Below are 25,337 nucleotides of genomic sequence, written 5' to 3' on the forward strand. Positions count from 1 at the left end.
TTCTGCCCCTTCGGTGACCCAGCCGTGACCTTGACCCCCCAGAACCACCGCGCCGGGGCAGACCGCTGCACCTGGAGGTACCTGCCGTGTCCCTGTCCCTCGCGGACTCCGTCCTGTTGGCCGCCGACCCGTCACCGTCGCCGACCCCCTCGGAGACCCAGTCCCCGAGAGTGCCTTCGCTCCAGGACGCCCAGGAGAGCGCGACGAACGCCGCCGGCTGGGTCGAGCAGAACTGGTCGACGTGGCTCGCGATCGGGCTCAGGGTCCTGCTCATCGTGGCGATAGCGGTGATCCTGAGGGTCGTCGTACGGCGGTCGATCACCAAGCTGATCGACCGCATGAACCGGAACCACCAGACCGGGGAGAGCAGTGCGATCGGCGGGCTGCTCGTCAACGTCGAGCGCCGTCGGCAGCGCTCGCAGGCCATCGGCTCGGTGCTGCGCTCGGTGGCGTCGTTCCTGATCATCGGCACCGCCGCGCTGATGATCCTGGGCACCTTCCAGATCAACCTCGCCCCGCTGCTGGCGTCCGCCGGTGTCGCCGGTGTGGCGATCGGTTTCGGCGCCCGCAACCTGGTCACCGACTTCCTCTCCGGTGTCTTCATGATCCTGGAGGACCAGTACGGCGTCGGAGACACGATCGACGCGGGCGTCGCCTCCGGCGAGGTGATCGAGGTGGGCCTGCGCGTGACCAAGCTGCGCGGTGACGGCGGCGAGATCTGGTACGTCCGCAACGGCGAGGTCAAGCGGATCGGGAACCTCTCCCAGGGCTGGGCCACGGCCAACGTCGACGTCACCGTCCACTCCGGCGAGGACCTGGACAAGGTCAAGGCCACCCTGGACGAGGTCGCCGAGAAGATGGGCGCCGAGGAGCCCTGGAACGAGATGCTGTGGGGCCCGATCGAGATCCTCGGCCTGGACAGCGTCCTGCTGGATTCCATGGTCGTGCGCGTCACGGCCAAGACCATGCCCGGCAAGTCCCTCACCGTGGAGCGCGAACTGCGCTGGCGCATCAAGCGGGCGTTCGACGCGGCGGGCATCCGGATCGTCGGCGGCGCCACGGCCACGCTCGAGGAGCAGCCCGCGGACCCGACGGCGGGGATGGCCGCCCCGTCGGTGTACGCGAACGCGGCGTCCCCGCAGTCGGCCGCGGCCTCCCCGCTCACCCCGCCCGCCCCGACGAGCACCACGAAGTAGCCGTCCGTCACGGCCCGCGGGAGAGGGCGGCATCCGGCACAGCCGGGTGCCGCCCTCTCCGCATGTCCGACGCGTGTCCGGCCGCATGTCCGATACGCGTGCGCCCTGTGTCCGTAAGGCGACGAGCGGTCCCTCTTGACGCCTGCCCGGCGCAGACCTACTTTCCTCTTATCAACAGGAAACTTTCCTAATAATGAGGGACGGCGGGGCGCCGGCCGCCGGGTCGAGTTCCCCGCCTGATCACGAGAAGCCGAACAGCCGAAGGGCAGGTGCGGACCCGCATGGCAGGAACCGCCGGCACGCCGGGCACTCCGCGCGTCCTGCGCGCCATGAACGACCGGGCCGCCCTGGATCTGCTGCTGGAGCACGGACCGCTGTCCCGCACCCGGATCGGCAAGCTCACCGGCCTGTCCAAGCCGACCGCCTCCCAGCTCCTGGCCCGTCTGGAGGCGGCTGGGCTCGTCCTGGCCACCGGCACCACCGAAGGCCGCCCGGGACCGAGCGCCCAGCTCTACGAGGTCAACCCGGCGGCCGGTTACGCCGCCGGACTCGACGTCACCCCTCAGCGGATCCTCGCCGCGGTCGCCGACATCACCGGCCGCACGATAGGCCGCCACGAGTCGCCCGCCCCCGGCAGGCGCACCGGCACCCCGGTCGTCCAGCAGGTCACCGACGCCCTGGACGGCGCGGTGAAGGCGGCGGGTCTCGTCCGGGACGACGTCCGCCGCCTGGTCATCGGCACGCCCGGCGCCTTCGACCCCACCACCGGCCGGCTGCGCTACGCCTCCCACCTCCCCGGCTGGCACTCACCCACCCTGCTGGACGAGCTCGCCGCCACCCTGCCGATGCCGTTCGAGTACGAGAACGACGTCAACCTGGTCGCGCTCGCCGAGCAGCGCCTCGGCGCGGCCCGCGGCCACGCGGACTTCGTGCTGCTGTGGAACCAGGAGGGCCTGGGCGCCGCCCTGGTCCTCGGCGGCCGACTGCACCGCGGCTGGACCGGCGGCGCCGGCGAGGTCGGCTTCCTGCCGGTGCCGGGCACCCCCCTGGTCCGCCGGGTCACCGAGGCCAACAGCGGCGGGTACCAGGAACTGGCCGGTTCCCAGGCCGTCCCGCGCCTGGCCCGCGAGCTCGGCATCGCGAACGTCCCGCCGGGCCCGTACGCCGAGGCCGCCGCCGAACTGGTGGCCAGGGCGGCCCAGGCCGGCGACGACGCCCACCGGCACCTCCTCCAGGCCTACGCGACCCGGCTGGCCACCGGTCTGGCCTCGCTGGTCTCGGTCCTCGACCCCGAACTCGTCGTGCTGAGCGGCGCGTCCCTCACCTCGGGCGGCGAGCCGCTGCGCGCCCTCGTCCAGGCCGAACTCGAAGAGCTGGCCGCGTCCCGCCCGCGTCTGGTCGTGGGCGACGTCCGTGAACACCCCGTGCTGCGCGGCGCCCTGGAGAGCGCGCTCGCCACCACACGCGACGAGGTCTTCGACACCTCCCGCTGACCCGCCCCTCCCCCGGTATTCCCTTCTTCCTTCCCCCACGTCTCAGGGAGCTCTGCGATGAAACTCACCGTGGTCGGCGGAGGCTCGACCTATACGCCCGAACTCGTGGACGGCCTCGCCCGCCTGAGGGACACCCTGCCCGTCGAGGACCTGGTCCTGATGGACCCCGCCCAGAACCGTCTCGACCTGGTGGGCGGCCTGGCCCGCCGCATCTTCACCCGGCAGGACCACGCGGGCCGCATCACCACCACGACCGATCTCGACGAGGCGGTGGACGGCGCGGACGCGGTCCTCCTCCAACTCCGCGTGGGCGGCCAGGCGGCCCGCGAGCAGGACGAGACCTGGCCCCTGGAATGCGGCTGCGTGGGTCAGGAGACCACCGGCGCCGGTGGTCTCGCCAAGGCCCTGCGCACGGTCCCCGTCGTCCTGGACATCGCGGAGCGCGTACGCCGCGCCAACCCGCGGGCGTGGATCATCGACTTCACGAATCCGGTCGGCATCGTGACCCGCGCCCTGCTCCAGGCGGGCCACAAGGCGGTGGGCCTGTGCAACGTGGCGATCGGCCTGCAGCGCAAGTTCGCGGCCCTGCTCTCCCTGGAGCCGTCCGAACTCCACCTGGACCACGTGGGCCTCAACCACCTCACCTGGGAGACGGCGGTACGCCTCGGCGGCCCGGAGGGCGAGGACGTCCTGCCGGAACTGCTGGGCCAACACGGCGACACGATCGCATCCGACCTCCGCCTGCCCCGCCCCCTGCTGGACACCCTGGGCGTGGTCCCCTCCTACTACCTGCGCTACTACTACGCGCACGACGAGGTCGTAGCAGAATTGCGCACGAAACCGTCCCGGGCGGCCGAAGTGGCCGAGATGGAACGCCGGTTGCTCGCGCTGTACGCCGACCCGGCCCTGGACGAGAAGCCGGAGCTGCTCGCCGGGCGGGGCGGTGCCTTCTACTCGGAGGCGGCGGTGGACCTGGCCGCGGCCCTGCTGGGCGGCGGCGGCTCGCCCTACCAGGTGGTGAACACCTACAACCGGGGCACGCTGCCGTTCCTCCCCGACGACGCGGTGATCGAGGTCCAGGCGGCCGTGGGGGTCAAGGGCGCGTCCCCCCTGCCCGTGCGGCCCGTGGACCCGCTCTACGCGGGCCTGATGGCCGACGTCACGGCCTACGAGGAGCTGGCCCTGCAGGCCGCCCTGCACGGCGGCAGGGACCGCGTCTTCCGCGCCCTCCTCTCACACCCCCTCGTCGGCCAGTACGCGTACGCCGAGACGCTCACCGACCGGCTGATCGCACACAACCGGGAGCACCTCGCGTGGGCCTGACGACACGTGTCCTCGCCATCGACGCGGGCAACAGCAAGACGGACGTCGCGATCGTGACGGCGGACGGGGACGTCCTCGCCACGGCACGCGGAGGCGGCTTCCGTCCGCCGGCCGTGGGCGTGGACGCGGCGATGGACGCCCTCGCCGAAACGGTGGCGCAGACCCTCGGCACCGCGGGTCTCACCTCGGTCACCCATGTCTCGGCATGCCTGGCGAACGCCGACTTCCCCATCGAGGAAGAGCGGTTGGCGGCGGCGCTGCGGGCACGCGCGTGGGGCACGACCGTGACGGTCCGCAACGACACCTTCGCGATCCTGCGGGCCGGTGTCACCGAACCCCGGGGTGTGGCGGTCGTCTGCGGCGCGGGCATCAACTGCGTGGGCATGCGCCCCGACGGCCGCACGGCCCGCTTCCCGGCACTCGGCAGGGTCTCGGGCGACTGGGGCGGCGGCTGGGACCTGTCCGAGGAAGCCCTCTGGCACGCCTCCCGGGCGGAGGACGGCCGCGGCGCCCCCACCGCCCTGTCCCACACCCTCCCCGCCCACTTCGGCCTGCCCTCCGTGTACGCCCTCGTCGAGGCGCTGCACCTGGCGCACATCCCGACGCTCCGGCGCCACGAGCTGGCCCCGGTCCTCTTCGCCACGGCCGCCGGCGGTGACGCCATCGCCCGGACGATCGTGGAGCGCCAGGCCGAGGAGGTGGTCGCCATGGCAGTGGTCGCCCTGACCCGCCTGGACCTGCTGTCCGAGCAGACCCCGGTCCTCCTGGGCGGCGGCATCCTGGCGGCCCGTCACACCCAACTCAACGACCACATCGAGCACATGCTGGCCGAACGCGCACCGAATGCCGTCCCGCGGGTGGTCACGGCCAGCCCGGTCCTGGGCGCGGCGCTGCTGGGCCTGGACCACGTCGGAGCGAGAAGGGCGGCGCAGGAGAGTCTGCGCAGGCATTACGACGCCTAGGCCGACCGCGACGCGCCCGCACCCGCGTACTGCGAGAAAGGGCCGTGTCGGGGGGTGTCCGCCCGCAGCGGCTGGCGCGTCAAGTCAGTCGGTATGAGCGTCCATCGCGCCGTTCCGAGGACGGACACCCCCCGGCGCGGCCCCGCCCCCCCCACCCGGCGCAAGGCGAAGACGCACACCCCCACCCAGCGCCACAGGCAAAGCACACCCCCCCCGGCGTCACCCACAGACGACGCGCACCCGCCCCACCGGGAACCGATCCACCTCCCCATACGTGTTCCTGGGCAAGGGGCGGTGCCCGGGGGGGGTGTCCACGCTGCGATCCGATCAAGATCCAGACAAGGCCGGTGCGGATGTCGGCCCCGGCAGCGATACTTGCGGCGACGGATGACCACGGGGGAGGTCACAGTGACGTACACGCCGAAGAGCAACCCGCCGCCACCGGGCCCGGGCCTGCCCATCCTGCCGGCGGTACCGGCGCAGACGGCACCCCCGGCCCGGCACCCCGGCAGCGCCCCCGCACCGCCCGAACTCCCGGCGGGCCCCCGCCGCACCGCCTTCGCCGAGGGCCTCGACCGGCTCCGCTCCGCCGCCACCACCGAACCCGGCCGCCTCCGCGTCATCGGCGCCCTCCTGGCCCTCCTCGTCATCGCCTTCGGCGCGGTCGCCGCCTGGCAGATGACCGGCCGCGCGGCCGCCGCCGACGACGTCCTCACCCGCAGCCAGCCCCTCAGCTCGGACGCCGCCGACATCTACCGCTCCCTCGCGGACGCCAACACCGCCGCCTCCAGCGGCTTCCTCGCCGGCGGCCAGGAGTCGGCCACCACCCGCGAACGCTACGAGCGGGACATCCGCACGGCCGCCGAGAAGCTCGTCAACGCCGCCGCCAACGCCGACCCGCACTCCCCGTCCACGGCGACGATCGCCGAACTCAACCGGCTCCTCCCGGAGTACAAGGGCCTGGTGGAGCGGGCCCGTACCTACAACCGCCAGGGCTTCCCCGTCGGCGGCGCCTACCTTCGGTACGCCAACGAGAAGATGCAGCAGCAGATGCTCCCGGCGGCGGAGGACCTGTACAAGAAGGAGAACCAGCGCCTGCGCGCGGACTACGCGGGCGCCACCCCGTACCCCTGGGCGGCCATCGCCCTCGGCGTCGCCGCCCTGGCCGCCCTCGCCTGGGCCCAGCACCGCAACTACCGGCGGACGAACAGGGTCCTGAACCACGGCCTGGTGGCCGCCACGGCCACGGCCACGGTCGTCCTCCTCTGGCTGGTCGTGGGCCACACCGTCGCCCGCGCGGGCTTCAACGACTCCTACGACCACGGCGTCCGTTCCCTGAACGTCCTGCACGACGCGCGCATCGCCTCCCTCAAGGCCCGGGGCAACGAGAACCTGACCCTGGTGGCGCGCGGCGCGGAGACGAAGAAGGTCGGCGAAACGACCTACGACGCCTACGACTACGACTTCGGCTCGGACATCAAGGCCCTCGCCGCACACCTGGCGGCGGCGGAGAAACTCGCCGACGACGCCTCGGGCGAACGCCCCGTCACCGCCGCCGTGGGCAATATGACGGAGTGGAAGAAGCGCCACGCCGCGGCCCGCGAGCAGGACGAGAACGGCAACTACCAGCAGGCGCTGGACAGGGTCATCGGCACCAAGGGCGCGACGGGCGAGTGTTTCGACAGCGTCGACGAGAACCTGCGCACGGCGATCGCCCACGAGGAGACGGAGTTCAAGCGCGCGGCGGACGACGGCCGCGGTGCGCTGACGGGCCTGCCGGCCGGCGCGGCCGTGCTCGCGGTGCTGGGCGCCGCGGGCGCGGTCCTGGGCATCGGCCGCAGGCTGTCGGAGTACCGGTGAACGGGCCAGGGGCGATGGGAGGAACGACCGTGCGAGACGCACTCAGGGGCTGGGGCGGAGTGACCGCGATGGCAGTCCTCTGCGCCCTGGTGGCGCTGGTGGCCCTCTGCCTGCCGCTCACCACGGCACCCGCGGCCACCCAGCACACCACCGCGGCCACGCGCACCGTCGGCACGGCGGCGGAAGAGGACTGCGAGGCCCCCGAGCAGCAGACGCTCTCCCCCTCCTCCGCCGACGGCGACACCATCCGGGCGATCAAGAACCGCGAGGGCGAGAAGCGCAAACTGATCGTCGGCGTCGACCAGAACAGCTACCGCTGGGGCTACCGCAACCCCAACAGCGGCAAGACCGCGGAGCTCGAGGGCTTCGACATCGACCTGGTGCACCGCATCGCCGAGGACATCCTCGGCGACCCGAACGCCGTGCAGTTCAAGGCGATCCCCACCGACCAGCGCATCCCGGCCATCAAGGACGGCCGGGTGGACATGGTCGTCCGCACGATGACGATCAACTGCGCCCGCATCGCCGACGTGGCCTTCTCCGCGCCCTACTTCAAGACGGGCCAGCAGGTCCTGGCCCCGAAGTCCTCGCCCGTCAAGGGCTACGACGGCACACTCGCGGACCGCCGCGTCTGCACGGCCGCCGGCTCGACGGCGTACGCGAAACTCCAGGCGGACCAGAAGGCAGGCGACCTCCCGGCCAGCACCGACATCTCCACCACCGTGCCGAACCAACTCGACTGCCTGGTGCGGCTCCAGCTGGGCGAGGTCGACGCGGTGGTCACCGACGGCGCCCTCGCGGCGAGCCAGGCGGCACAGGATCCGACGGTCCAGCTCAAGGGCGACGCCTTCACTGCCGAGTATTACGGCGTGGCGATGAAGAAGGACGCGGACGATCTGGTACGCCGGGTCAACCAAATCCTGGTGGACTACCGCAAGGACACCGCGAACGGCTGGCAGGCGTCGTACGACCAATGGCTGTCGGCAACCCTGGGCAAGGATGCGAAGAAGTCGCAACCACCGGCACCGCAGTACCTCCGCACCACCTGACCCCCCGCCGAACCCGCGAGCACACGCAAGCACCCGAGAGCACCCGAGAGCACCCGCACCAGACGACGACAGACGACACGCGACACACAACCGCAGCGAGAGGTGATCGATGGGCGTCACGGGATCCACCGGGCCGGTGATGGACCGGGACGAGGTGGACCGTGCGCTGGCCCGGCTCGGCGCGGAGCACGAGGCGATCGAGACCTCGCTCCTGGCCTTGCAGGACCACGCGGGCCGCAGACTCCTGGAGGGCGCCCGGCTCACCGGCGTCACCCAGGAGCGCTGGACGTCCACGGAGGCGTCGATCACGCTGCTGTGGACGTACTTCGACGCGTACACCGACGCGCTGCGCACCGCCCGCGACATCCGGGCCCGCCGCCGCTGGTCCAGCCGCGAGGACCTGGTGGAGTTGACGGAGCTGCTGAACGGCGACTCGGTCACCGTCGCGGGCAGCGCCACGGCGACGGCCAACGCCCCGACCCTGCACGGTGGTCCGAACAGGCTCAGCGAGCGCTACTCGCTCTCCGCCCTCGTCGACCGGATGAACGAGCTGTACGCGACGAGCCTGGACATGGTCGTCGCCGCGGACGCGGTCTGGTCGGCGCTGCCCGCCCGGATCGATCTGCTCGCGGCGGAACTCCAGCGCACCCGCCGGCTCGCGCACTCGGTCGGCGTGCGCCCCGGCGAGCACCCGGCCGGTGACGACCTGGAGCGCATCACGCGGATACTGACGAAGCTGCGCGAGCAGGTGGTCTCGGACCCGCTGGCCTTCTGGCTGGCCGCGGAGGGCAGTTCGGCGCCGGGCGGCGGCAGGCCGGACCTGACGGTGTACGACCGTGAGGCACGGGCCCTGGAGGACGTACGCCGCGAGATCGACGCCGTACTCACCGTGCGCCAGGACGCCGAGAAGCGGATCGTGCGGCTGCGGGACATCCTCAGCCGCGCGGACCGCACGCTCGCCGAGGCGCGCACGGCACGCGGCGAGGTCCTGGCGAAGATCGCGGCGACGGAGGTGCCGGTCGTCAGCGGCCCGCCGACCGTGCTGCAGGAGCAGCTGGCGGCGGCCGCGGAGTACCGCAGGCAGGCGCAGTGGCACCGGCTGTCCCCGCTGCTGGAGTCGCTGGAGCAGAAGGCGGAGGACGAACTGCTGCGCGCCCGCGAGTCGTTGACGGCCGTCACCGCCCCACTGGCGGTCCGCGCCGAGCTGCGCGGCCGGCTCGACGCGTACAAGGCGAAGGTCGCCCGGCACGGTTTCGCGGAGGACACCCTGCTGGTGGAGCGGTACGAGAAGGCGCGCCGCATGCTGTGGAGCGCCCCCTGCGACCTGCGCGCCGCCGAGCAGGCGGTGCTGCGCTACCAGCACGCGGCCGCCGAGCTGCTGGGCGGCGGCCCGCGGGTGCCGGGGCAGGGTGTGCCCGAGGACGACCGGAGGGGGCCGGGCGCATGAGTGACGAGGGGGAGTCCATGAGTCAGCCACCGCAGGAGCCGCCCGGCGCGTCCGGACGCGCCTGCCAGCGCCCCGCCTGCGGCGGCAGCTACGAGGACGTGGGCGGTGGGGAACTGTACTGCGACACCTGCGGTCTCGCCCCGGTCGTCGCGGCGGGGGGACCCCCTTCCGGGAACGGCATGGTCGGTTCGCCTCCCACCGGCATCACGGCCGGCGGCAGGGGCGGCTCCCGCGGGTCCGCCGGCACCGGTGGTTCCCGCTCCGGCAGCCGCAGTTCGCGGACCTCCTCCCAGTCGTCGAGGTCCCGCCGTTCGGTGTCGGGACGCCTCTCGCGGTCCCTGTCGGGTACGTCGACGGGCCGCTCGATGTCGGTGCGCAGTTCCGGCTCGACCGCCGGTTCCGCGTCCCGGGGGCGGCTGGGCGCCGGGCTGGTGCAGGTGCCGCCGATCCCGCGGCCCGACCCGCGCGAGATGGTCCTGGACAACCCCGAGGTGCCCGAGCGGAAGCGGTTCTGCTCACGGTCCGACTGCGGAGCGCCGGTGGGCCGGGCGCGCGGCGACCGGCCGGGCCGTACGGAGGGCTTCTGCACCAAGTGCGGCCATCCGTACTCGTTCGTGCCGAAGCTGAAGGCCGGGGACGTGGTGCACGGCCAGTACGAGGTGGTCGGCTGTCTGGCGCACGGCGGCCTGGGCTGGATCTACCTCGCCGTCGACCGGGCGGTCTCGGACCGCTGGGTGGTCCTCAAGGGCCTGCTGGACACGGGAGACCAGGACGCCATGGCGGCGGCGATCTCCGAGCGTCGTTTCCTCGCGGAGATCGAGCACGCCAACATCGTGCGGATCTACAACTTCGTGGAGCACCTGGACCAGCGCACGGGCTCGCTCGACGGCTACATCGTCATGGAGTACGTCGGCGGCAAGTCCCTCAAGGAGATCGCCAACGCCCGCCGCACCGCGCAGGGCAGACGGGACCCGCTGCCGGTGGAGCAGGCGTGCGCGTACGGCATCGAGGCGCTGGAGGCGCTCGGGCACCTGCACAGCCGGAACCTGCTGTACTGCGACTTCAAGGTCGACAACGCGATCCAGACCGAGGACCAGCTCAAGCTGATCGACATGGGCGCGGTGCGCAGGATGGACGACGAGGAGTCGGCCATCTACGGCACGGTCGGCTACCAGGCCCCGGAGGTCGCCGAGGCGGGCCCGTCGGTGGCGAGCGACCTGTACACGGTCGCCCGCACCCTCGCCGTCATGACGTTCGACTTCCAGGGCTACACCAACGTCTACGCCGACTCCCTGCCCGATCCGGACCACATCGAGGTGTTCCGGCAGTACGAGTCGTTCTACCGGCTCCTGGTCCGTGCCACGGATCCCGACCCGGCCCGCCGCTTCGCCTCCGCGCAGGAGATGACCGAGCAGCTGACGGGCGTCCTGCGGGAGGTCGTCTCCCTCCAGACGGGTCGTGCCCGCCCGGCCCTGTCCACGCTCTTCGGACCGGAACTGCGGGTGCCGGACACGGAGTTGTTCCCGAGGCTGGACGCAGAGGTGTCCCGCCTCGGGGCCCGGGCGGTGCGGACCCGGGCGTCCGCCGCCCCTGCCGTCCTGCCCCACCCGCAGCGGCCCGGGGGCCCGCACGGCCTCGTCAAGCCCGTCGACACCCCCGCCGCCGCCTTCGCCCTGCCCGTCGCCCGGGTCGACCCGGGGGACCCCAACGCCGGTTTCCTGGCGGGCCTGATGACCTCGGCACCCGCCGAACTGCTCGGCGCCCTGGCGGCGGCCCCGGTCCCGTCGATCGAGACCCGCCTGAGGCAGGTCCGGGCCTGGCTGGAGACCGGCGAGCCGGCCACCGCGCTCCAGGCGCTGGTCGCGCTGGAGGGTGAACGGCCCGACGACTGGCGGGTGGTCTGGTACCGGGGTGTGGCCGCGCTGGTGACGGGCGACGACGAGGGCGCCGCGCTCGCCTTCGACGCGATCTACGACGCCTTCCCGGGGGAGATCGCGCCCAAGCTGGCGCTGGGCCTGTGCGCGGAGGTGCTGGAGCAGCTCGACAACGCCGCCGAGTACTACCGGCTGGTGTGGTCGACCGATCCGAGCTATGTGAGCGCCGCGTTCGGCCTGGCCCGCGTGCAGTTGGCGACCGGGGACCGGCGGGGTGCCGTGCGTACGCTGGAGTCGGTGCCGGAGTCCTCCATCCACTACACGGCCGCGCGGGTGGCGGCCGTCCGGGCGCGGCTGCGGCAGCGTGCGGCGACCGCGTCCGACGCGTCGTTCCCGGAGGATCTGACGGCCGCCGCGGCGCAGGTGGAGGCGCTGGAGGCGTACGGTCTGGATCCGGCGCGCCGGGAGCGGTTGTCGGCCGAAGTCCTCGGTTGCGCGCTGGACTGGGTACTCTCCGGGGACCAGGGTTCCGCCCCTCCCGCCGCCGGGGGACGGACGCTGCTCGGCAGCGGCCTGGACGAGCGGGGCCTGCGTTTCGGTCTGGAACGCTCGTACCGCACGCTGGCCCGGCTGGCGCGGGGCGGCGAGGAGAGAATCGACCTGGTGGAACGTGCCAATCGTTACCGCCCCCGGACGTGGGTGTAGTTGATGTCGCAGATGCCCCGGTTGTCCGCCTGCCCGAGCTGCGAGGAACCCCTCGAGTCGGGTGACCGTTTCTGCGGCGCGTGCGGATACGACCTGTCCGCCGTGCCGGCACGGCCTCAGGACAACCCGACCATCACCATGAACGGCTCGGTGCCCGCCCAGGGCGCTCCGGCCGGTGCGTACCCCGAGCCCCCGTCGGCGCCGTCCGCCGGCGCGGCCTGGCCCGTCCCCGGGCCGGACGGCACGGGTGCCCCACAGCCGGCGCACCTGCCGGGCGCCGATTCGGGCGGCTCCGCACTGCCGCCTCAGGCGCCCCCGCCCCCGAGCGCCCCGCCGGCCCCGGCCGCGGGCGTGCGGTTCGACCGGCCGCCGCAGCCCGACGGGCCCGCCGCGTCGCCGGAGATCTACCAGACACAGCCCGACGAGTACCTCCTCCAGGCACCGGACCCACGGGTGTCCGCCGAGTCTGCGGCCCAGGCCGCGGGCACCGGCGGCAAGGTCTGCGTCGCCTGCCGGGCCGGCCGCGTGGACGACGACGGCTACTGCGAGAACTGCGGCCACGCCCAGCCGCGCGAACGGGACCACATGGAGCAGGAGTCCGGCCCGGTGGCCGCGGTCAGTGACCGCGGCCTGCGCCACCACCGCAACGAGGACGCGTTCGCCATCGGCACCACCGCGCTGCCCGACGGCTCCCCCGCCTGCGTCGCGATCGTCTGCGACGGTGTCTCCTCGGCGACCCGCCCCGACGACGCCTCCGCGGCGGCCTCCAAGGCGGCGGGCGAGACGCTGCTGGCGGCCCTGCCGCGCGGCGCGCACCCGCAGCAGGCGATGCACGACGCGATCCTCGCCGCCTCGCGCGCCGTCAACTCGCTCGCCGCGGAGCCCGCCACGGCCCTTGAGCAGGCCCCTCACCAGAACGCCCCCGCCTGCACCATCGTCGGCGCCGTGGTGACGTCGGGCCTGCTGATCGTCGGCTGGGTCGGCGACAGCCGCGCCTACTGGGTCCCGGTCGACCGCAGCGCTCCCCCGGCCCGGCTCACCGAGGACGACTCGTGGGCCGCGCAGATGGTCGCCGCGGGCCTGATGAACGAGGCCGAGGCCTACGCCGACGAGCGCGCCCACGCGATCACCGGCTGGCTCGGCGCGGACGCCTACGAGCTGGAACCGCACACCGCCGCGTTCAAACCGGACCGGCCCGGCGTGGTGGTGGTCTGCACGGACGGTCTGTGGAACTACGCGGAGGCCGCCGACGACATGGCCCGGGTCGTCCCGCTCGACGCCGCCGTGCACCCGTTGCACAGCGCCCGGGTGCTCCTCGGCCACGCCCTGGACGGCGGGGGCCACGACAACGTAACAGTGGCGCTCGTGCCGTTCCCCGCCGTGCCCCAGGGGGCAGGATCGGCCTGAGGCCAGGTACGGGGACGCACGCCTCGGCGGACCGGAGGGGACCGGTCCGCCTACCGTCATCACCCCGCCGCGGCGGGGGCTTTGAAGGGGGATCGAAGCAGCATGGCCAATTTCTCGAAGTCGAACGTGCCCCAGTTCTCGGTGGACGTGTACCAGAACGAGTACCTGCCGGAGGGCGCCGGTGAGGTCAACGCCATCGTCACGGTGTCGGCGACCGGCGGCGGCACGATCGGCAGCGCGGTCGCGGCGCCCCACCTCTACTCGCCCGGCCAGGGCCCGTCCGCGGCCGTGGCGATCATGGTCGACTGCTCCGGGTCGATGGACTACCCGCCGACCAAGATGCGCAACGCCCGCGACGCGACGGCCGCCGCGATCGACACCCTGCGCGACGGTGTGCACTTCGCGGTGATCGGCGGGACCCACGTGGCCAAGGAGGTCTACCCGGGCGGCGGGCGCGTCGCGGTCGCCGACGCCACCACGCGCGAGCAGGCCAAGCAGGCGCTGCGCTCGCTCAGCGCCGGCGGCGGCACCGCCATCGGCACCTGGCTGAGACTGGCCGACCGCCTGCTGTCCTCAGCGGACGTCGCCATCCGGCACGGCATCCTGCTCACCGACGGCCGCAACGAGCACGAGTCGCCCGAGGATCTGAAGGCCGCGCTCGACGCGTGCGCCGGGCGGTTCACCTGTGACGCGCGCGGTGTGGGCACGGACTGGGAAGTGAAAGAAGTCACAGCGATCGCCTCCGCCCTGCTCGGCACCGCCGACATCGTCGCCGATCCGGCCGCGCTCGCCGCCGACTTCACACAGATGATGGAAACGGCGATGGGCAAGGAGGTCGCGGACGTCTCCCTGCGGCTGTGGACCCCCGTCGGCACGACCGTGAGGTTCGTCAAGCAGGTCGCGCCGACGGTCGAGGAACTGACCGGCCGGCGCACCGAGGCGGGCCCGCGCGCCGGCGACTACCCCCTCGGTTCCTGGGGAGACGAGTCCCGCGACTACCACGTCTGCGTGGAGGTCCCGGCCGCGAACATCGGGCAGGAGATGCTCGCGGCCCGGATCTCGCTGGTCATTCCGCAGCCCGACGGCAACGCCCAGAACCTCGGCGCGCAGGGCCTGGTGCGGGCGGTGTGGACGGACGACGTGGTCGCCTCGACGTCGATCAACCCTCAGGTCGCCCACTACACCGGGCAGGCCGAACTGGCACAAGTCATCCAGCAGGGGCTGGATCTTCGCAAGTCGGGCGATATGGATGGAGCAACGGCCAAACTGGGCCGGGCCGTTCAGCTCGCGAGTGCCTCCGGGAACGCCGATACTGCGAAACTGCTTGCGAAGGTGGTGGACGTGGTCGACGCCGCGACCGGTACTGTGCGACTGAAGGCGAAGGTCGCGGAGGCCGACGAGATGACGCTCGAGACCCGTTCCACCAAGACCGTCCGCGTGAAGAAGTGACCTGGAAGAGATCGAAGGAGGGACGCGCCGACATGCCGACCTGCCCGAACGGACACCAGTCGGGTTCCGACGACTGGTGCGAGGTCTGCGGTCACCGCATGGCGGGTGCCGTGCCTCCGCCTCCTCCCCCGCCGCCGCCCGGCGGCTACGGCTTCCCGCCCCCCGCCGGGCCGGGCGGCCCCCAGGGCCCCGGTGGCCGGCCCGGCGGACGCCCGCCGCACCTGTCCGCCGTACCGAACGCCGAGCCGGAACTCTGCCCGCAGTGCCGTACGCCGCGTGAGGGCGGCGCCCCGTTCTGCGAGGAGTGCCGGTGGAACTTCCTGACGAACACGGCGACGTCGTACACGCCCGCGGCCCCGCCGCCCGGTCCGGGTGGGCCTTTCCAGCCGCCGGGCCGGCAGGGCCCGCCCGGGCCGTCGTACGGCGGCGGTGACTCCTACGAGTACCAGGGCTCCCGCCCCTCGCAGATGAACCGCCCGGCCGAGCCGATCCCGCCGTTCGGCGGCGACCCGTCCGGCCGCCCCGGCCAGGGCGGCCCCGGCGGCTACCCGGGCCCCGGCGGTCCTGGCGGCCACGGAGGCCCGGGCGGTCACGGCGGCCCTCCCGGCCCGCCCGGATTCGGTGCCGACCCCTCCCGGCCGGTCCCGCCTCCGCCTGGACCCGGCGGTCCGGGTGGTCCCGGCGGTCCCGGTGGCGCTCCGCAGGCCTACCACCAGTCCGGCCCGCCGGCCCCGCCCGGATACCCGCAGGAGACGCAGCGGCCTCCGCAGCAGGGCGGTCCGTCCTTCGGCGGCGGTGAGGACGACTGGGTGATCTCCCCGCCGTCGTCCGGTCCCGGTGGCCCCGGCGGCCCCGGTCAGGGCGGCTACGGCTACCCGCAGCCCGGCGCGACCCAGGCCCCTCCCGGCCCCGGCGGCTTCCCGCAGCAGCCCCAGCCGCCGCGGGGACCCGCGACGTGGACGGCGACCATCGGCCCGGACCGCGACTACTTCATGGCGATGATGCAGCGCTCCGGTCCCGAGGCCGCGGGCCTGAACCTGCCCGCGTACTCGCCGGAGCAGCAGCGCCGGCTCACCGGCAACCAGCTCACGATCGGCCGCCGGCGGCACTCCACCGGCGACACCCCCGACATCGACCTGTCGGTGCCGCCGGAGGACCCGGGCGTCTCGCACCAGCACGCGGTGCTGGTCCAGCAGCCGGACGGCAGCTGGGCGGTCGTCGACCAGAACTCCACGAACGGCACGACGGTCAACGGCTCGGAGGAACCGATCCAGCCGTTCGTCCCGGTACCGCTCCAGGACGGCGACCGGGTGCACGTGGGCGCCTGGACGACGATCACGATCCGCCGCGGCTGAGCCCCGTCACGACGGGAGGGGCCAGGCGTACGGCCCCTCCGGGTCGTCCAGCCAGGCCCACTCCCGCTCACCCCGGACGGTGATGCCGTAGCGCTCGCGCTGCGGCCGGCCCTCCTGCTCCCACAGCGCGTGCGCCTCCTGCGGATCGAGGCTGCCGCGGGTCAGGGCCAGCAGGAAGCGGAACAGGTCGTCCTCCCGGGCCCGGCGCGGCACCCCGCCCAGCTGGGCCGACTCGCCCCCGGGCCGGCCGGTCCCGCGCAGCGGCACGAAGTAGGCGGGGGTGTGCAGGAAGCGTCCCTCGGCGTCCCCGGCGCCGGTCACCGTCAGCACGATCAGGCCGGTGGCCAGCGGCATCAGGATCCGGCCTCCCGGGCGGCTCTGGGCCACCCAGGCGCACGGGACGGTGCTCAGGGCGCAGGTCGCGATGATCCGGTCGAACGGCGCGCGCTCCGGCACACCCCGGGCGCCGTCGCCGGTGACGACGACCGGGTGGTACCCGGCCGCGGCCAGGTGCCTGCGCGCCGACTCGGTGATCTCCGGGTCGAGATCGACGGTGGTGACCTTGTCGTCGCCCAGCCGGTGGGCCAGCAGCGCCGCGTTGTAGCCGGTGCCCGCGCCGATCTCCAGGACCGTGTGGCCGTCCGCGACGTCCAGCGCGGCCAGCATGTCCGCCATCAGGGACGGCTGGCTGCTGGAGGACAGCAGCTCGCCGTCGCGCAGCCGGGTGGCCAGCGGGGTGTCCTCGTAGGCGCCCCGCAGCCACCGCTCCCGCGCCCCCCGGTCGGCGCTCTCGCCCCAGCGACGTTCGTAGCCGCCGGCGACACCGACGTAGTAGTACGGCACGAAGAGGTGCCGCGGGACCGCCGCGAAGGCGGCCCGCCAGCCCGGATCGGCGGCCCAGACCCCGCTCGCCTCGATCCGCCGCACCAGTGCCGCCCGCGCGACGGCGGCGAGACCGTCGAGTTGCCTGCCGGGTCCGTAGCCGCCCATGTCTCCACAGTAGGGGCAAGGACCTAGGTCTTGAGTCCTATGCCGGGGCGTCTGAGACCATGGATCGCGTGAATGAGATTCGGCGCGGCACGCTTCAGGAGCAGACCTTCTACGAGCAGGTCGGCGGGGAGGAGACCTTCCGTCGGCTCGTCCACCGCTTCTACGAGGGAGTCGCCGAGGACCCGCTGCTGCGGCCCATGTACCCCGAGGAGGACCTGGGCCCGGCCGAGGAGCGTCTCGTGCTGTTCCTCATCCAGTACTGGGGCGGCCCCACGACGTACAGCGAGAACCGCGGCCACCCCCGGCTGCGGATGCGGCACGCGCCCTTCGCGGTCGACCGGGCGGCGCACGACGCGTGGCTGAAGCACATGCGCGTCGCCGTCGAGGAGCTGGGCCTGTCCGAGGAGCACGAGCACACGCTGTGGAACTACCTGACGTACGCGGCGGCCTCGATGGTCAACACCGCGGGCTGACGCCCGCCGGGGGGCCGGTCAGCGGACGCTGACGTCCAGCGCCCCGAGCCCGGCACGCCGGACGGCGACGGACCCGTACGGTGTGCGCAGCCTCAGCCACGCGCCCGAGGAGAACAGAGCCGGCGGCTCTCCGGGCCGCAGGAACCCGAGGGACTGCGCCGCGTGCACGGCCCGGACGGGGAGCCGGGTGTCCCCGACCGTACGGGACCAGATGTCCCGCCCGATCCGGTCCAGCTCGTCCCGGGTCCGCCGCTCGGCGGGCAACTCCCCCGTCCGCGAACGGAACTCGGCGACGACGGCGGCCACCAGGGCCCCCAGGGCGTCCGGAGCGGGCAGTCCCGGCTCGGCCCGCCAGCCACCGCGGGGCGGCAGCACACCGGCCCACGGCGGCCCGGTCACGGCCCCCGGCACGACGACGGTCCCGGCGCTCTCGTCCACCGTCTCCAGCAACTCACCGGCCGAGACGGTCACATCCAGCGTGACCTCCAGCCCCTCCTCGTACGGCTTCCCCAGCCGTACCGCCCGCACGGCCAGCACCTCGAACGAGGGGGGCCGCCCGAAGACGGCCAGCGCGGTGCCGGCCGCCTGCAGCCGCACCGCGGCTCCACGGTCGTAGTGGAGCAGGCGGGAGAGGAAGGCCGCTAGATCCGCCGCCTCCCCCTCGTCGGCGAGGTGGAGCACCGTCATGCGGCGACGGCCTCCTCCTCGGCGTCCTCCATGTACTCACGCAGGAACTCCCGTTCCTGCGCGGTGATCCGGCGCGGGCGCTGCGCCTGGAAGTCGAACGGCACGATCACCGTCGAGGCCCGCACATAGACCTGGTCGCCGTCCTTCACCTCGTAGGTGAGGGTGAAGGACGCGGCCTTGATCTCGGTGACCCACAGCTCGATGTCCACCGGGTGGTGCCGGTGGACGAGCTGCCGCTTGTAGTCGATCTCATGGCGTGCCACCACGGACCCCTGCTTGAAGTCCTTCTCCGGGCGGAACAGGAAGTCGATACGGGCTTCCTCCAGGTAGCGGAGGAACACCACGTTGTTGACGTGGCCGTACGCGTCCATGTCCGCCCAGCGCAGCGGGCAGCGGTAGATGTGCCGCAAGATCGATCAGCCCCGGGTCAGCTTCTTGTAGGTGGCACGGTGCGGACGAGCGGCGTCCGGGCCGAGCCGCTCGATCTTGTTCTTCTCGTACGACTCGAAGTTGCCCTCGAACCAGAACCACTTGGACTCGCCCTCGTAGGCGAGGATGTGCGTGGCGACCCGGTCCAGGAACCACCGGTCGTGGGAGACGACCACGGCCGCACCCGGGAACTCCAGCAACGCGTTCTCCAGGCTGCTGAGGGTCTCGACGTCGAGGTCGTTCGTCGGCTCGTCGAGGAGCAGCAGGTTGCCGCCCTGCTTGAGGGTGAGCGCGAGGTTCAGCCGGTTGCGCTCACCGCCGGAGAGCACGCCGGCGGCCTTCTGCTGGTCCGGCCCCTTGAACCCGAAGGCCGAGACGTAGGCACGGGACGGCATCTCGACCTGGCCCACGTTGATGTAGTCCAGCTCGTCGGAGACGACCGCCCACAGCGACTTCTTCGCGTCGATGTTCTCGCGGCTCTGGTCGACGTAGGAGATCTTGACGGTGTCGCCGACCTTGATGGATCCGGAGTCCGGCTCCTCGATGCCCTGGATCATCTTGAACAGGGTCGTCTTGCCGGCACCGTTCGGCCCGATGATGCCGACGATCCCGTTCCGCGGCAGCGTGAAGCTGAGGTCGTCGATGAGCAGCTTGTCGCCGAAGCCCTTGCTGAGGTTGCTGACCTCTACGACGATGCTGCCCAGGCGCGGGCCCGGCGGGATCTGGATCTCCTCGAAGTCCAGCTTCCGCATCTTGTCGGCCTCGGCGGCCATCTCCTCGTAGCGGGCCAGACGCGCCTTGGACTTGGCCTGACGCCCCTTGGCGTTGGACCGCACCCACTCCAGCTCTTCCTTGAGCCGCTTCTGCCGCTTGGCGTCCTTCTGGCCCTCGACCTTGAGGCGGGCGGCCTTGGTCTCCAGGTACTTGGAGTAGTTGCCCTCGTAGGGGTAGAGGCGACCGCGGTCGACCTCGCAGATCCACTGGGCGACGTTGTCGAGGAAGTACCGGTCGTGGGTGACCGCGACGACGGTGCCCGGGTACTTGGCCAGGTGCTGCTCCAGCCAGTTCACCGACTCGGCGTCGAGGTGGTTGGTGGGCTCGTCGAGCAGCAGCAGGTCGGGCTGCTCCAGCAGCAGCTTGCACAGCGCGACGCGGCGGCGCTCACCGCCGGACAGGTTGGTGACGGGCCAGTCGCCGGGCGGGCAGCCCAGCGCGTCCATGGCCTGCTCCAGCTGGGCGTCCAGGTCCCACGCGTTGGCGTGGTCCAGGTCCTCCTGGAGCTTGCCCATCTCGTCCATGAGCTCGTCGGTGTAGTCGGTCGCCATCTGCTCGGCGATCTCGTTGAACCGGTCGAGCTTGCCCTTGATCCCGGCGACGCCCTCCTGGACGTTCTCCAGGACGGTCTTGTCCTCGGTCAGCGGCGGCTCCTGCTGCAGGATGCCGACGGTGTAACCGGGAGTGAGGAAGGCATCACCGTTGGACGGCTGCTCAAGGCCGGCCATGATCTTGAGGATCGTCGACTTGCCGGCGCCGTTCGGGCCGACGACGCCGATCTTCGCCCCCGGCAGGAAGCTGGTCGTCACGTCGTCGAGGATCACCTTGTCGCCGTGCGCTTTGCGCGCCTTGCGCATGGTGTAAATGAACTCAGCCAAGAGAAACCGTCCGGCAGCTTGAAACTGGCAGTGGGCAGATACACCCCATCTTGCCGTACCGCTAGGCCTGGGTGGAAACGCGTATGACCGGGGGCGGCTGACCTGGCCTTTCTCGGATACCGACTGCCGGGCGACTGTCACTGCCGGTCGCCTTTGGTCGGCCTTGGGCGCCCTCGGACGGCGCAGGGGCGGCCCAGGATTGATCGCTTGCGGGCAGCGTGCGTGGGGTTGGGCCGCCGCCGCGACGTGAACGGCAGCCGTTGATCGCGTCATCCGCGACTGGCATGGACGCGCCCGAAGCACCGCCCCACCCGGCCCTCGACAGGCCATGCGACTATCGGTTGATCGGGATCTCTGTCTCCTGGAGACCGACTTCTTCGTGCTCGCCGGGTGGCTACGCGCCCTCGCGAGTGGATGAGCACCACCCTCCTCGCGACGGCAGTGATCACGTTCTGCGGCGGCGTATCGATGAGACCCGCCGCCTCGCCGTCGTCACGGTCCGCCTGGGCGAGGAGTTCGTGCTCGTCTTCGGCTGATCACCGAGATGCAGCCGCCGTCAGCTGACGGTGCTGGCCGTCGACCGGCCGTTCGTCGTCGTCACTCCCCCGCCGCCTCCCTGCGACGCAGCACGATCAGGGTGGTTCCACCGATCAGGACCAGGCCGATGGCGACGCCCGCGATCAGGGGGGTGATGCCGGAGCTGCCCGTTTCGGCGAGGTTGGTGTCGGAGGCCGTGCCGCCCACGGTCATCGGGCTCGGTTCGCTGAGGGTCTGGGTGGTGGTGCCGGTGTCGCTGCCGCGGGTCCGGCAGTCCAGCGTGCCGGTGAAGCGCTTCTCGAAGCCGCCGGGGCCGTGGACCGTGAAGTCGTAGGCCTGGTCCTCCTGGAGCGGGACCGTCACCGTGCGGGACTCGCCCGCGGCGACGGTGTGTTCCAGACCGGCCAGCTCGAACGTGAACGGCTCGTCGCCCTTGTTGGAGGCGATGATGTCGACCCCGCCCCCGGCACAGTCCTTCGCCGCCGTCAGCGCCGGGGCCGGCCCCTGCTTCGCCCAGGTCGCCCCGGCCGTCGCGGACACCGTCGACTCGCTGGAGCCGGCCAGGATCTGCGTCTGGCTGCGGCTCTCGGAGGTGAAGGCACGGCCGACCGGCACGGTGGTCGAGGCCTGTACGGTCAGTTCCGCCGTGCCCGCCGCCGCGTCCTCGGGCACCTCGAAGAACACCTGCCCGCCGTCGGACGTCGTGGTGACGGCCTTGCCCTGCTGGTCGACGATCCGTACCCCGCTCGTCGCGGCGTCCGCGGGCGGGGTGACCGTCGCGCTGCCGGCGTTGGTGCGCACCGTCACCGGACCGAGCCGCTCGCCCGGCCGGCCGGAGACCGCGGGCGGCTCGACGGTGAGCGAGGCGCGGGGCTCGGGCAGACTGCGGGCGCTCTTCTCCAGGTAGTCCGCGAGTTGTTCGGCCTGCGGGTCCAGGGCGTCGACGGCCACGTCGTCCGAGTAGCGCCAGATCGCCACCTGCGTACCGGCCGCCGCGTCCTGCTCCGTCATCGCACCGCGCACGCCCGCCTTCCGCGCCAACGCCGCGAGGTCGTTCACCTGCGGGTAGGAGTTCTGCAGGATCCAACGGATCTTGCCGGCGTCCTTGTTGACGCCCAGGGACGTGCCGCTCCACGGCGTCTCGTGGTACTTGGCGTCCCGCTGGGTCGGGTTGTGGAGGTCGACGCAGTACGTCTGGAGCATGCCGCCGCCGTCGACGGACATCTCGAACAGGCCCGCCGGGATCTCCTGGTCGCCGGTGGCGGCGTGTATGACGGCCGCGCCGTACGTCTTGAGACCGCCTATCGTCGCGGCCGCTCCGCCCTGACTCTGCGTCGTCTCGTCGGCGGCCGCCCGGCCGGCACCGGCCAGCCCGCCGGCGGCGACGAGCCCGGACACCACCGTCGCGGTGGCGAGGCGAGCAGCCCCTCGCCTTCGCAGGAACAGCTCAGAGAACGAAGCAAGCACCAAATTCCCTTTCGAGCAGGACCCGTTGACGTGGGGGGGGACGGTCCCACCTGCAGAATCAGAAGCCTCACCGGACGCAAGAGTCCCGAGAGCCATGTCCGGCATCCTAGGGACGCGGGGGGCACCGCCCGCCGATCAGACGGTCGGACGAGTGATCCGACTCGGAATCGTTATCGCCAAGTCCGCAGGTGAGCAGGGCTTATCGACAAATCCACCCCTGACTGTTCGGTGCACACTCGTCGATAAGCCACAGTTCGGGCAGTCGCCGTCGACGACGGACTGTCACGCCAATACGGCTGGCTCCGGCTCGTGTTGAGACTGTTTACCCCCTGGGCTCGCGGAATCCGGCGACGGTGTTTCCCAGTTGGGCTCCGGCTGCGTCGCCGAGGGCCCGGTCTCGGTCTTGGCGGCGCGCCTGAAGGCCGAGGTGCCCCAGGCCAGATCGTGGCCGATCGCCACCGCGTCGATGTCCGCCGACGTCCAGTTCTGCCCCTCGCGCACGTCGGTGCGCACCTTCAGCCTGCCCTGCACGATCACGGGCTCTCCGACCGTCAGCGACGCGGCCGTGTTGGTGGCCAGTTGCCGGTTGGCCCACACCGTGAAGAAGTTCGTGTGCCCGTCCGTCCAGGTGTTCTTCTCGCGGTCCCAGTAGCGCGCGGTCACCGCCAGCCGGAACCTCGCCGACGGGCCGGACGCCATCTCCCGGTACACCGGCTGCGTCGCCACCCTGCCGACCGCGCACACCATCGTCTCGTTCATGCGAACCCCTCCCTCGCCCGGACCACGGCACCCGCACCGGGCCGACACGCGTACGGGCCCGTCCCGTACGGCTGTGTCTGCCAGACTGCCGCCGCCGGGCCGAACCCGCTGAGCGCTGTGGACCACCCCCGCCCTGTGGACAACGCCGCCACCCACAGGGATGGCACCGGATGGCCCCCGAGTCGCGACGACGGCACCTCCGCGGCCCGTCACAGCCGCCCCGACCCGGAGTCACCGCCCACCCGGCGCCTCACCGCCGTAGCGTCGCCTGTCGCCTGTCGCCTGTCATCAACTACCGATCACCAACTACCTGTCACCAATCACCTGTCGCCTGCCACCTGCGCCTCACCGCCCGCCCGGCGCCCCACCATCCCCCACCACCTCACCGTCACGGCCTCACCGCCCCGCGCCCACCACCCTCCCGTACTGCTCGCGAACCTCCCGGTACCGCAGCAGCTCCGCCGCCACCGGGTCCAGGACCCGGGCCCTGCCGCATCCGGCTGCCGCCTCCCGCAACCGGCGTTCGGCCTCCAGGCCGTAGCGCCGGGCCGGGCCGCGGGCCGCCAGCCGGCAGCTCCACTCGATGAGCGGGCCGCCGACGATGCCGATCACCATCAGCAGCACCGGCACCCCCAGGTTCGGTGACATGACCCCGACGATCTGCCCCAGCAGCCACAGCCCGCCCAGGAACTGCAGGATCGTCATGGACGCCTGGGTCAGTACGGCCACCGGCCACCACCCCGGCCGCGGTGGCCGCCCCGTCGGCACGCCCGCCCGCACGGTCAGTTCGTCCAGCGCCTCGGGCAGCCCCTGCGAGCCGCGGACGGCCGCCTCGCGCACCGCCTGTGCCCAGGGCGCGGGAAGCCCGGCCGAGGCCCGGTCGGCGACGGTCCGCACCGCCTGCTCGACCCGCTGACGGGCGGTGGCCTCCTCGTCGGCCTGCGTGCGCGACGGGAGCCGGCCCGTGGTGGGCTCGCCGCGGTCCTGGTACCAGCGCCACAGCCGCAGCCAGGGGGTGCCGCAGGCGCGGTTGGCGTTGCGCTGCCAGGCGCGTTCGGCCGCCTCACCCGCCGCCGTGGCGCCCACCGCGTCCGCGAGCCGGTCGGAGAACTCCTCCCTGGCCTGTTCGCTGAGCCCGGTCCGCCGCTGGGTGGCGTAGACGGGCCACAGCCGCGCCGCCGCCATGTCGACGTCGGCCGAGATACGCCGGGCGGGCGCTCCCCGCTCGGACACGAACTGGCCGAGCGCCTCCCGCAGTTCTCCGACGCCGTCCCCGGTGAGGGCGGACAGCGCCAGCACGGTCGTGCCCGGTTCGCCGTATTCGCCGAGGGCGATGCCGTCCTCGTCGAGGAGCCGCCGCAGATCGTCGAGGACCTGCTCGGTGGCCTCGCCGGGCAGCCGGTCGATCTGGTTGAGGACCACGAACATGACCTCGGCGTGCGCCGCCATCGGCCGCAGATAGCGCTCGTGGAGGACGGCGTCGGCGTACTTCTCCGGGTCGACGACCCAGATGACCGCGTCGACGAGCGCCAGGATGCGGTCCACGTGCTCGCGGTGCTGTACGGCCGCGGAGTCGTGGTCGGGCAGGTCGATCAGGACGAGTCCGCGCAGCGGCGACTCGCCGTCCCCGGTCGGCAGCGGCCGGCGGCGCAGCCGGGGCGGGATCCCGAGCCGTTCGATGAGGCCGGCGGCCCCGTCGCTCCAACTGCACGCGAGGGGGGCGGCGGTGGTGGGACGGCGTACGCCGGTCTCCGAGATGGTGACCCCGGCGAGCGTGTTGAACAGCTGCGACTTGCCGCTGCCGGTGGCGCCCGCGATGGCGACGACGGTGTGCTGCCCGGAGAGCCTGCGGCGCGCCGACGCCTCGTCGAGCACGCGGCCGGCCTCCGAGAGGGTCCGGCTGTCGAGGCGGGTGCGGGAGAGCCCGACGAGTTCCCGCAGGGCCTCCAGCCGGGAGCGCAGCGGCCCCTCGTACACCAGCGGGGTCACCGTCGGAGGGACGGCGGAGCGGTGGTCCGTCATGGGGAACCGGTCTCCTTCGGCTGTCTCGTTGACCCGGCGCGCGATGAGCCCGTCGTCCCAGGCCTCCGCCGCGTCGGTACGCGCCGCGCGCTCGCCGTCGAGGGCGCCCCGTGAGGGGCTCTTGGCGGACCTCGTCCTGCCTGCCTCGTCGTCCGGCTGATCGGCGTGGTCCGTGGGGTCGTGGTCAGTGACGGCGGTCAC

General features: G+C 72.6%; 20 protein-coding genes. 13 read left to right on the plus strand and 7 right to left on the minus strand.

All coding sequences use genetic code 11. The annotated features are described in order from the left end of the window. Positions 1–92 precede the first annotated feature (92 nt). The 11 genes from QNO09_RS18785 (at position 93) to QNO09_RS18835 (ending at position 16,120) form a co-directional block, all read left to right on the plus strand. Positions 93–1,196 carry a mechanosensitive ion channel family protein gene (locus tag QNO09_RS18785; RefSeq protein WP_283971382.1) on the plus strand — a complete coding sequence of 368 codons (1,104 nt, stop codon included), beginning with the start codon at positions 93–95 and terminating at the stop codon, positions 1,194–1,196. A gap of 281 nt (positions 1,197–1,477) precedes the next feature. After that, a complete protein-coding gene (locus tag QNO09_RS18790; RefSeq protein ID WP_283971347.1) occupies positions 1,478–2,689 on the plus strand; it encodes an ROK family transcriptional regulator in 1,212 nt (403 codons plus the stop codon). A gap of 57 nt (positions 2,690–2,746) precedes the next feature. Next, the gene (locus QNO09_RS18795; RefSeq protein WP_283971348.1) at positions 2,747–4,012 is read left to right on the plus strand and encodes a 6-phospho-beta-glucosidase; all 1,266 of its coding nucleotides are present in this window, start codon (positions 2,747–2,749) and stop codon (positions 4,010–4,012) included. Continuing rightward, positions 4,003–4,974 (plus strand): N-acetylglucosamine kinase, encoded by a 972-nt coding sequence (locus QNO09_RS18800; RefSeq protein ID WP_283971349.1) that lies wholly within the window; start codon positions 4,003–4,005, stop codon positions 4,972–4,974. Before QNO09_RS18795 ends, QNO09_RS18800 begins: the two co-directional genes overlap by 10 nt. Before the next feature lie 387 nt (positions 4,975–5,361). After that, a complete protein-coding gene (locus QNO09_RS18805; RefSeq protein WP_502962316.1) occupies positions 5,362–6,834 on the plus strand; it encodes a GlnX family signal transduction membrane protein in 1,473 nt (490 codons plus the stop codon). Between the two features lie 14 nt (positions 6,835–6,848). Next, positions 6,849–7,883 carry a glutamate ABC transporter substrate-binding protein gene (locus tag QNO09_RS18810; RefSeq protein ID WP_283971351.1) on the plus strand — a complete coding sequence of 345 codons (1,035 nt, stop codon included), beginning with the start codon at positions 6,849–6,851 and terminating at the stop codon, positions 7,881–7,883. Positions 7,884–7,992: 109 nt separating this feature from the next. Beyond that, on the plus strand, positions 7,993–9,330 hold the full coding sequence (locus tag QNO09_RS18815) for a coiled-coil domain-containing protein (RefSeq protein WP_283971352.1): 1,338 nt from the start codon (positions 7,993–7,995) through the stop codon (positions 9,328–9,330). 17 nt (positions 9,331–9,347) lie between these two features. After that, positions 9,348–11,909, plus strand: coding sequence for a serine/threonine-protein kinase (locus QNO09_RS18820; protein WP_283971353.1), 2,562 nt, complete (start codon positions 9,348–9,350; stop codon positions 11,907–11,909). A 3-nt stretch (positions 11,910–11,912) separates the two neighbouring features. Further along, a complete protein-coding gene (locus tag QNO09_RS18825) occupies positions 11,913–13,316 on the plus strand; it encodes a PP2C family protein-serine/threonine phosphatase (RefSeq protein ID WP_283971354.1) in 1,404 nt (467 codons plus the stop codon). Between the two features lie 102 nt (positions 13,317–13,418). Continuing rightward, complete coding sequence (locus tag QNO09_RS18830) at positions 13,419–14,765, plus strand: vWA domain-containing protein (RefSeq protein ID WP_283971355.1); 1,347 nt, start codon at positions 13,419–13,421, stop codon at positions 14,763–14,765. A gap of 32 nt (positions 14,766–14,797) precedes the next feature. Then, positions 14,798–16,120 (plus strand): FHA domain-containing protein, encoded by a 1,323-nt coding sequence (locus QNO09_RS18835; RefSeq protein ID WP_283971356.1) that lies wholly within the window; start codon positions 14,798–14,800, stop codon positions 16,118–16,120. A gap of 6 nt (positions 16,121–16,126) precedes the next feature. On the opposite strand, the gene QNO09_RS18840 is transcribed toward QNO09_RS18835, so the two are convergent. Then, positions 16,127–17,110 carry a methyltransferase domain-containing protein gene (locus QNO09_RS18840; RefSeq protein WP_283971357.1) on the minus strand — a complete coding sequence of 328 codons (984 nt, stop codon included), beginning with the start codon at positions 17,108–17,110 and terminating at the stop codon, positions 16,127–16,129. 59 nt (positions 17,111–17,169) lie between these two features. Here QNO09_RS18840 and QNO09_RS18845 point away from each other — a divergent pair, with 59 nt between their 5' ends. After that, complete coding sequence (locus QNO09_RS18845; RefSeq protein WP_053671759.1) at positions 17,170–17,583, plus strand: globin; 414 nt, start codon at positions 17,170–17,172, stop codon at positions 17,581–17,583. Between the two features lie 18 nt (positions 17,584–17,601). Here QNO09_RS18845 and QNO09_RS18850 read toward each other — a convergent pair whose 3' ends face one another. The 3 genes from QNO09_RS18850 to ettA are packed head-to-tail and all read right to left on the minus strand — an operon-like array spanning position 17,602 to position 20,351. Continuing rightward, positions 17,602–18,270 (minus strand): DUF8010 domain-containing protein, encoded by a 669-nt coding sequence (locus QNO09_RS18850; protein ID WP_283971358.1) that lies wholly within the window; start codon positions 18,268–18,270, stop codon positions 17,602–17,604. Then, positions 18,267–18,680 (minus strand): acyl-CoA thioesterase, encoded by a 414-nt coding sequence (locus tag QNO09_RS18855; protein ID WP_283971359.1) that lies wholly within the window; start codon positions 18,678–18,680, stop codon positions 18,267–18,269. Before QNO09_RS18855 ends, QNO09_RS18850 begins: the two co-directional genes overlap by 4 nt. A 6-nt stretch (positions 18,681–18,686) precedes the next feature. Next, entirely contained in the window at positions 18,687–20,351 is a 1,665-nt protein-coding gene (gene ettA, locus QNO09_RS18860; protein ID WP_283971360.1) for an energy-dependent translational throttle protein EttA, read from the minus strand. A 410-nt stretch (positions 20,352–20,761) separates the two neighbouring features. Between ettA and QNO09_RS18865 the strand changes: the two genes are divergently transcribed. Next, complete coding sequence (locus QNO09_RS18865) at positions 20,762–20,887, plus strand: hypothetical protein (RefSeq protein WP_283971361.1); 126 nt, start codon at positions 20,762–20,764, stop codon at positions 20,885–20,887. Between the two features lie 61 nt (positions 20,888–20,948). Here QNO09_RS18865 and QNO09_RS18870 read toward each other — a convergent pair whose 3' ends face one another. The 3 genes from QNO09_RS18870 to QNO09_RS18880 form a co-directional block, all read right to left on the minus strand. Further along, positions 20,949–22,355 carry a Cys-Gln thioester bond-forming surface protein gene (locus QNO09_RS18870; RefSeq protein WP_283971362.1) on the minus strand — a complete coding sequence of 469 codons (1,407 nt, stop codon included), beginning with the start codon at positions 22,353–22,355 and terminating at the stop codon, positions 20,949–20,951. A 282-nt stretch (positions 22,356–22,637) separates the two neighbouring features. After that, positions 22,638–23,114 carry a single-stranded DNA-binding protein gene (locus QNO09_RS18875; RefSeq protein ID WP_283971363.1) on the minus strand — a complete coding sequence of 159 codons (477 nt, stop codon included), beginning with the start codon at positions 23,112–23,114 and terminating at the stop codon, positions 22,638–22,640. Between the two features lie 396 nt (positions 23,115–23,510). Beyond that, a complete protein-coding gene (locus tag QNO09_RS18880) occupies positions 23,511–25,337 on the minus strand; it encodes a GTP-binding protein (RefSeq protein WP_283971364.1) in 1,827 nt (608 codons plus the stop codon).

This window comes from Streptomyces sp. 378, assembly GCF_030124145.1.
GTDB lineage: Bacteria > Actinomycetota > Actinomycetes > Streptomycetales > Streptomycetaceae > Streptomyces.

Coding starts and splice junctions, on each gene's coding strand:
- QNO09_RS18825 (WP_283971354.1), top strand. CDS start 11,913: ATGTCGCAGATGCCCCGGTTGTCCGCCTGCCCGAGCTGCGAGGAACCC.
- QNO09_RS18850 (WP_283971358.1), bottom strand. CDS start 18,270: ATGACGGTGCTCCACCTCGCCGACGAGGGGGAGGCGGCGGATCTAGCG.
- QNO09_RS18830 (WP_283971355.1), top strand. CDS start 13,419: ATGGCCAATTTCTCGAAGTCGAACGTGCCCCAGTTCTCGGTGGACGTG.
- QNO09_RS18875 (WP_283971363.1), bottom strand. CDS start 23,114: ATGAACGAGACGATGGTGTGCGCGGTCGGCAGGGTGGCGACGCAGCCG.
- QNO09_RS18820 (WP_283971353.1), top strand. CDS start 9,348: ATGAGTCAGCCACCGCAGGAGCCGCCCGGCGCGTCCGGACGCGCCTGC.
- QNO09_RS18810 (WP_283971351.1), top strand. CDS start 6,849: ATGGGAGGAACGACCGTGCGAGACGCACTCAGGGGCTGGGGCGGAGTG.
- QNO09_RS18805 (WP_502962316.1), top strand. CDS start 5,362: ATGACCACGGGGGAGGTCACAGTGACGTACACGCCGAAGAGCAACCCG.
- QNO09_RS18845 (WP_053671759.1), top strand. CDS start 17,170: ATGGATCGCGTGAATGAGATTCGGCGCGGCACGCTTCAGGAGCAGACC.
- QNO09_RS18795 (WP_283971348.1), top strand. CDS start 2,747: ATGAAACTCACCGTGGTCGGCGGAGGCTCGACCTATACGCCCGAACTC.
- QNO09_RS18835 (WP_283971356.1), top strand. CDS start 14,798: ATGCCGACCTGCCCGAACGGACACCAGTCGGGTTCCGACGACTGGTGC.
- QNO09_RS18840 (WP_283971357.1), bottom strand. CDS start 17,110: ATGGGCGGCTACGGACCCGGCAGGCAACTCGACGGTCTCGCCGCCGTC.
- QNO09_RS18815 (WP_283971352.1), top strand. CDS start 7,993: ATGGGCGTCACGGGATCCACCGGGCCGGTGATGGACCGGGACGAGGTG.
- QNO09_RS18790 (WP_283971347.1), top strand. CDS start 1,478: ATGGCAGGAACCGCCGGCACGCCGGGCACTCCGCGCGTCCTGCGCGCC.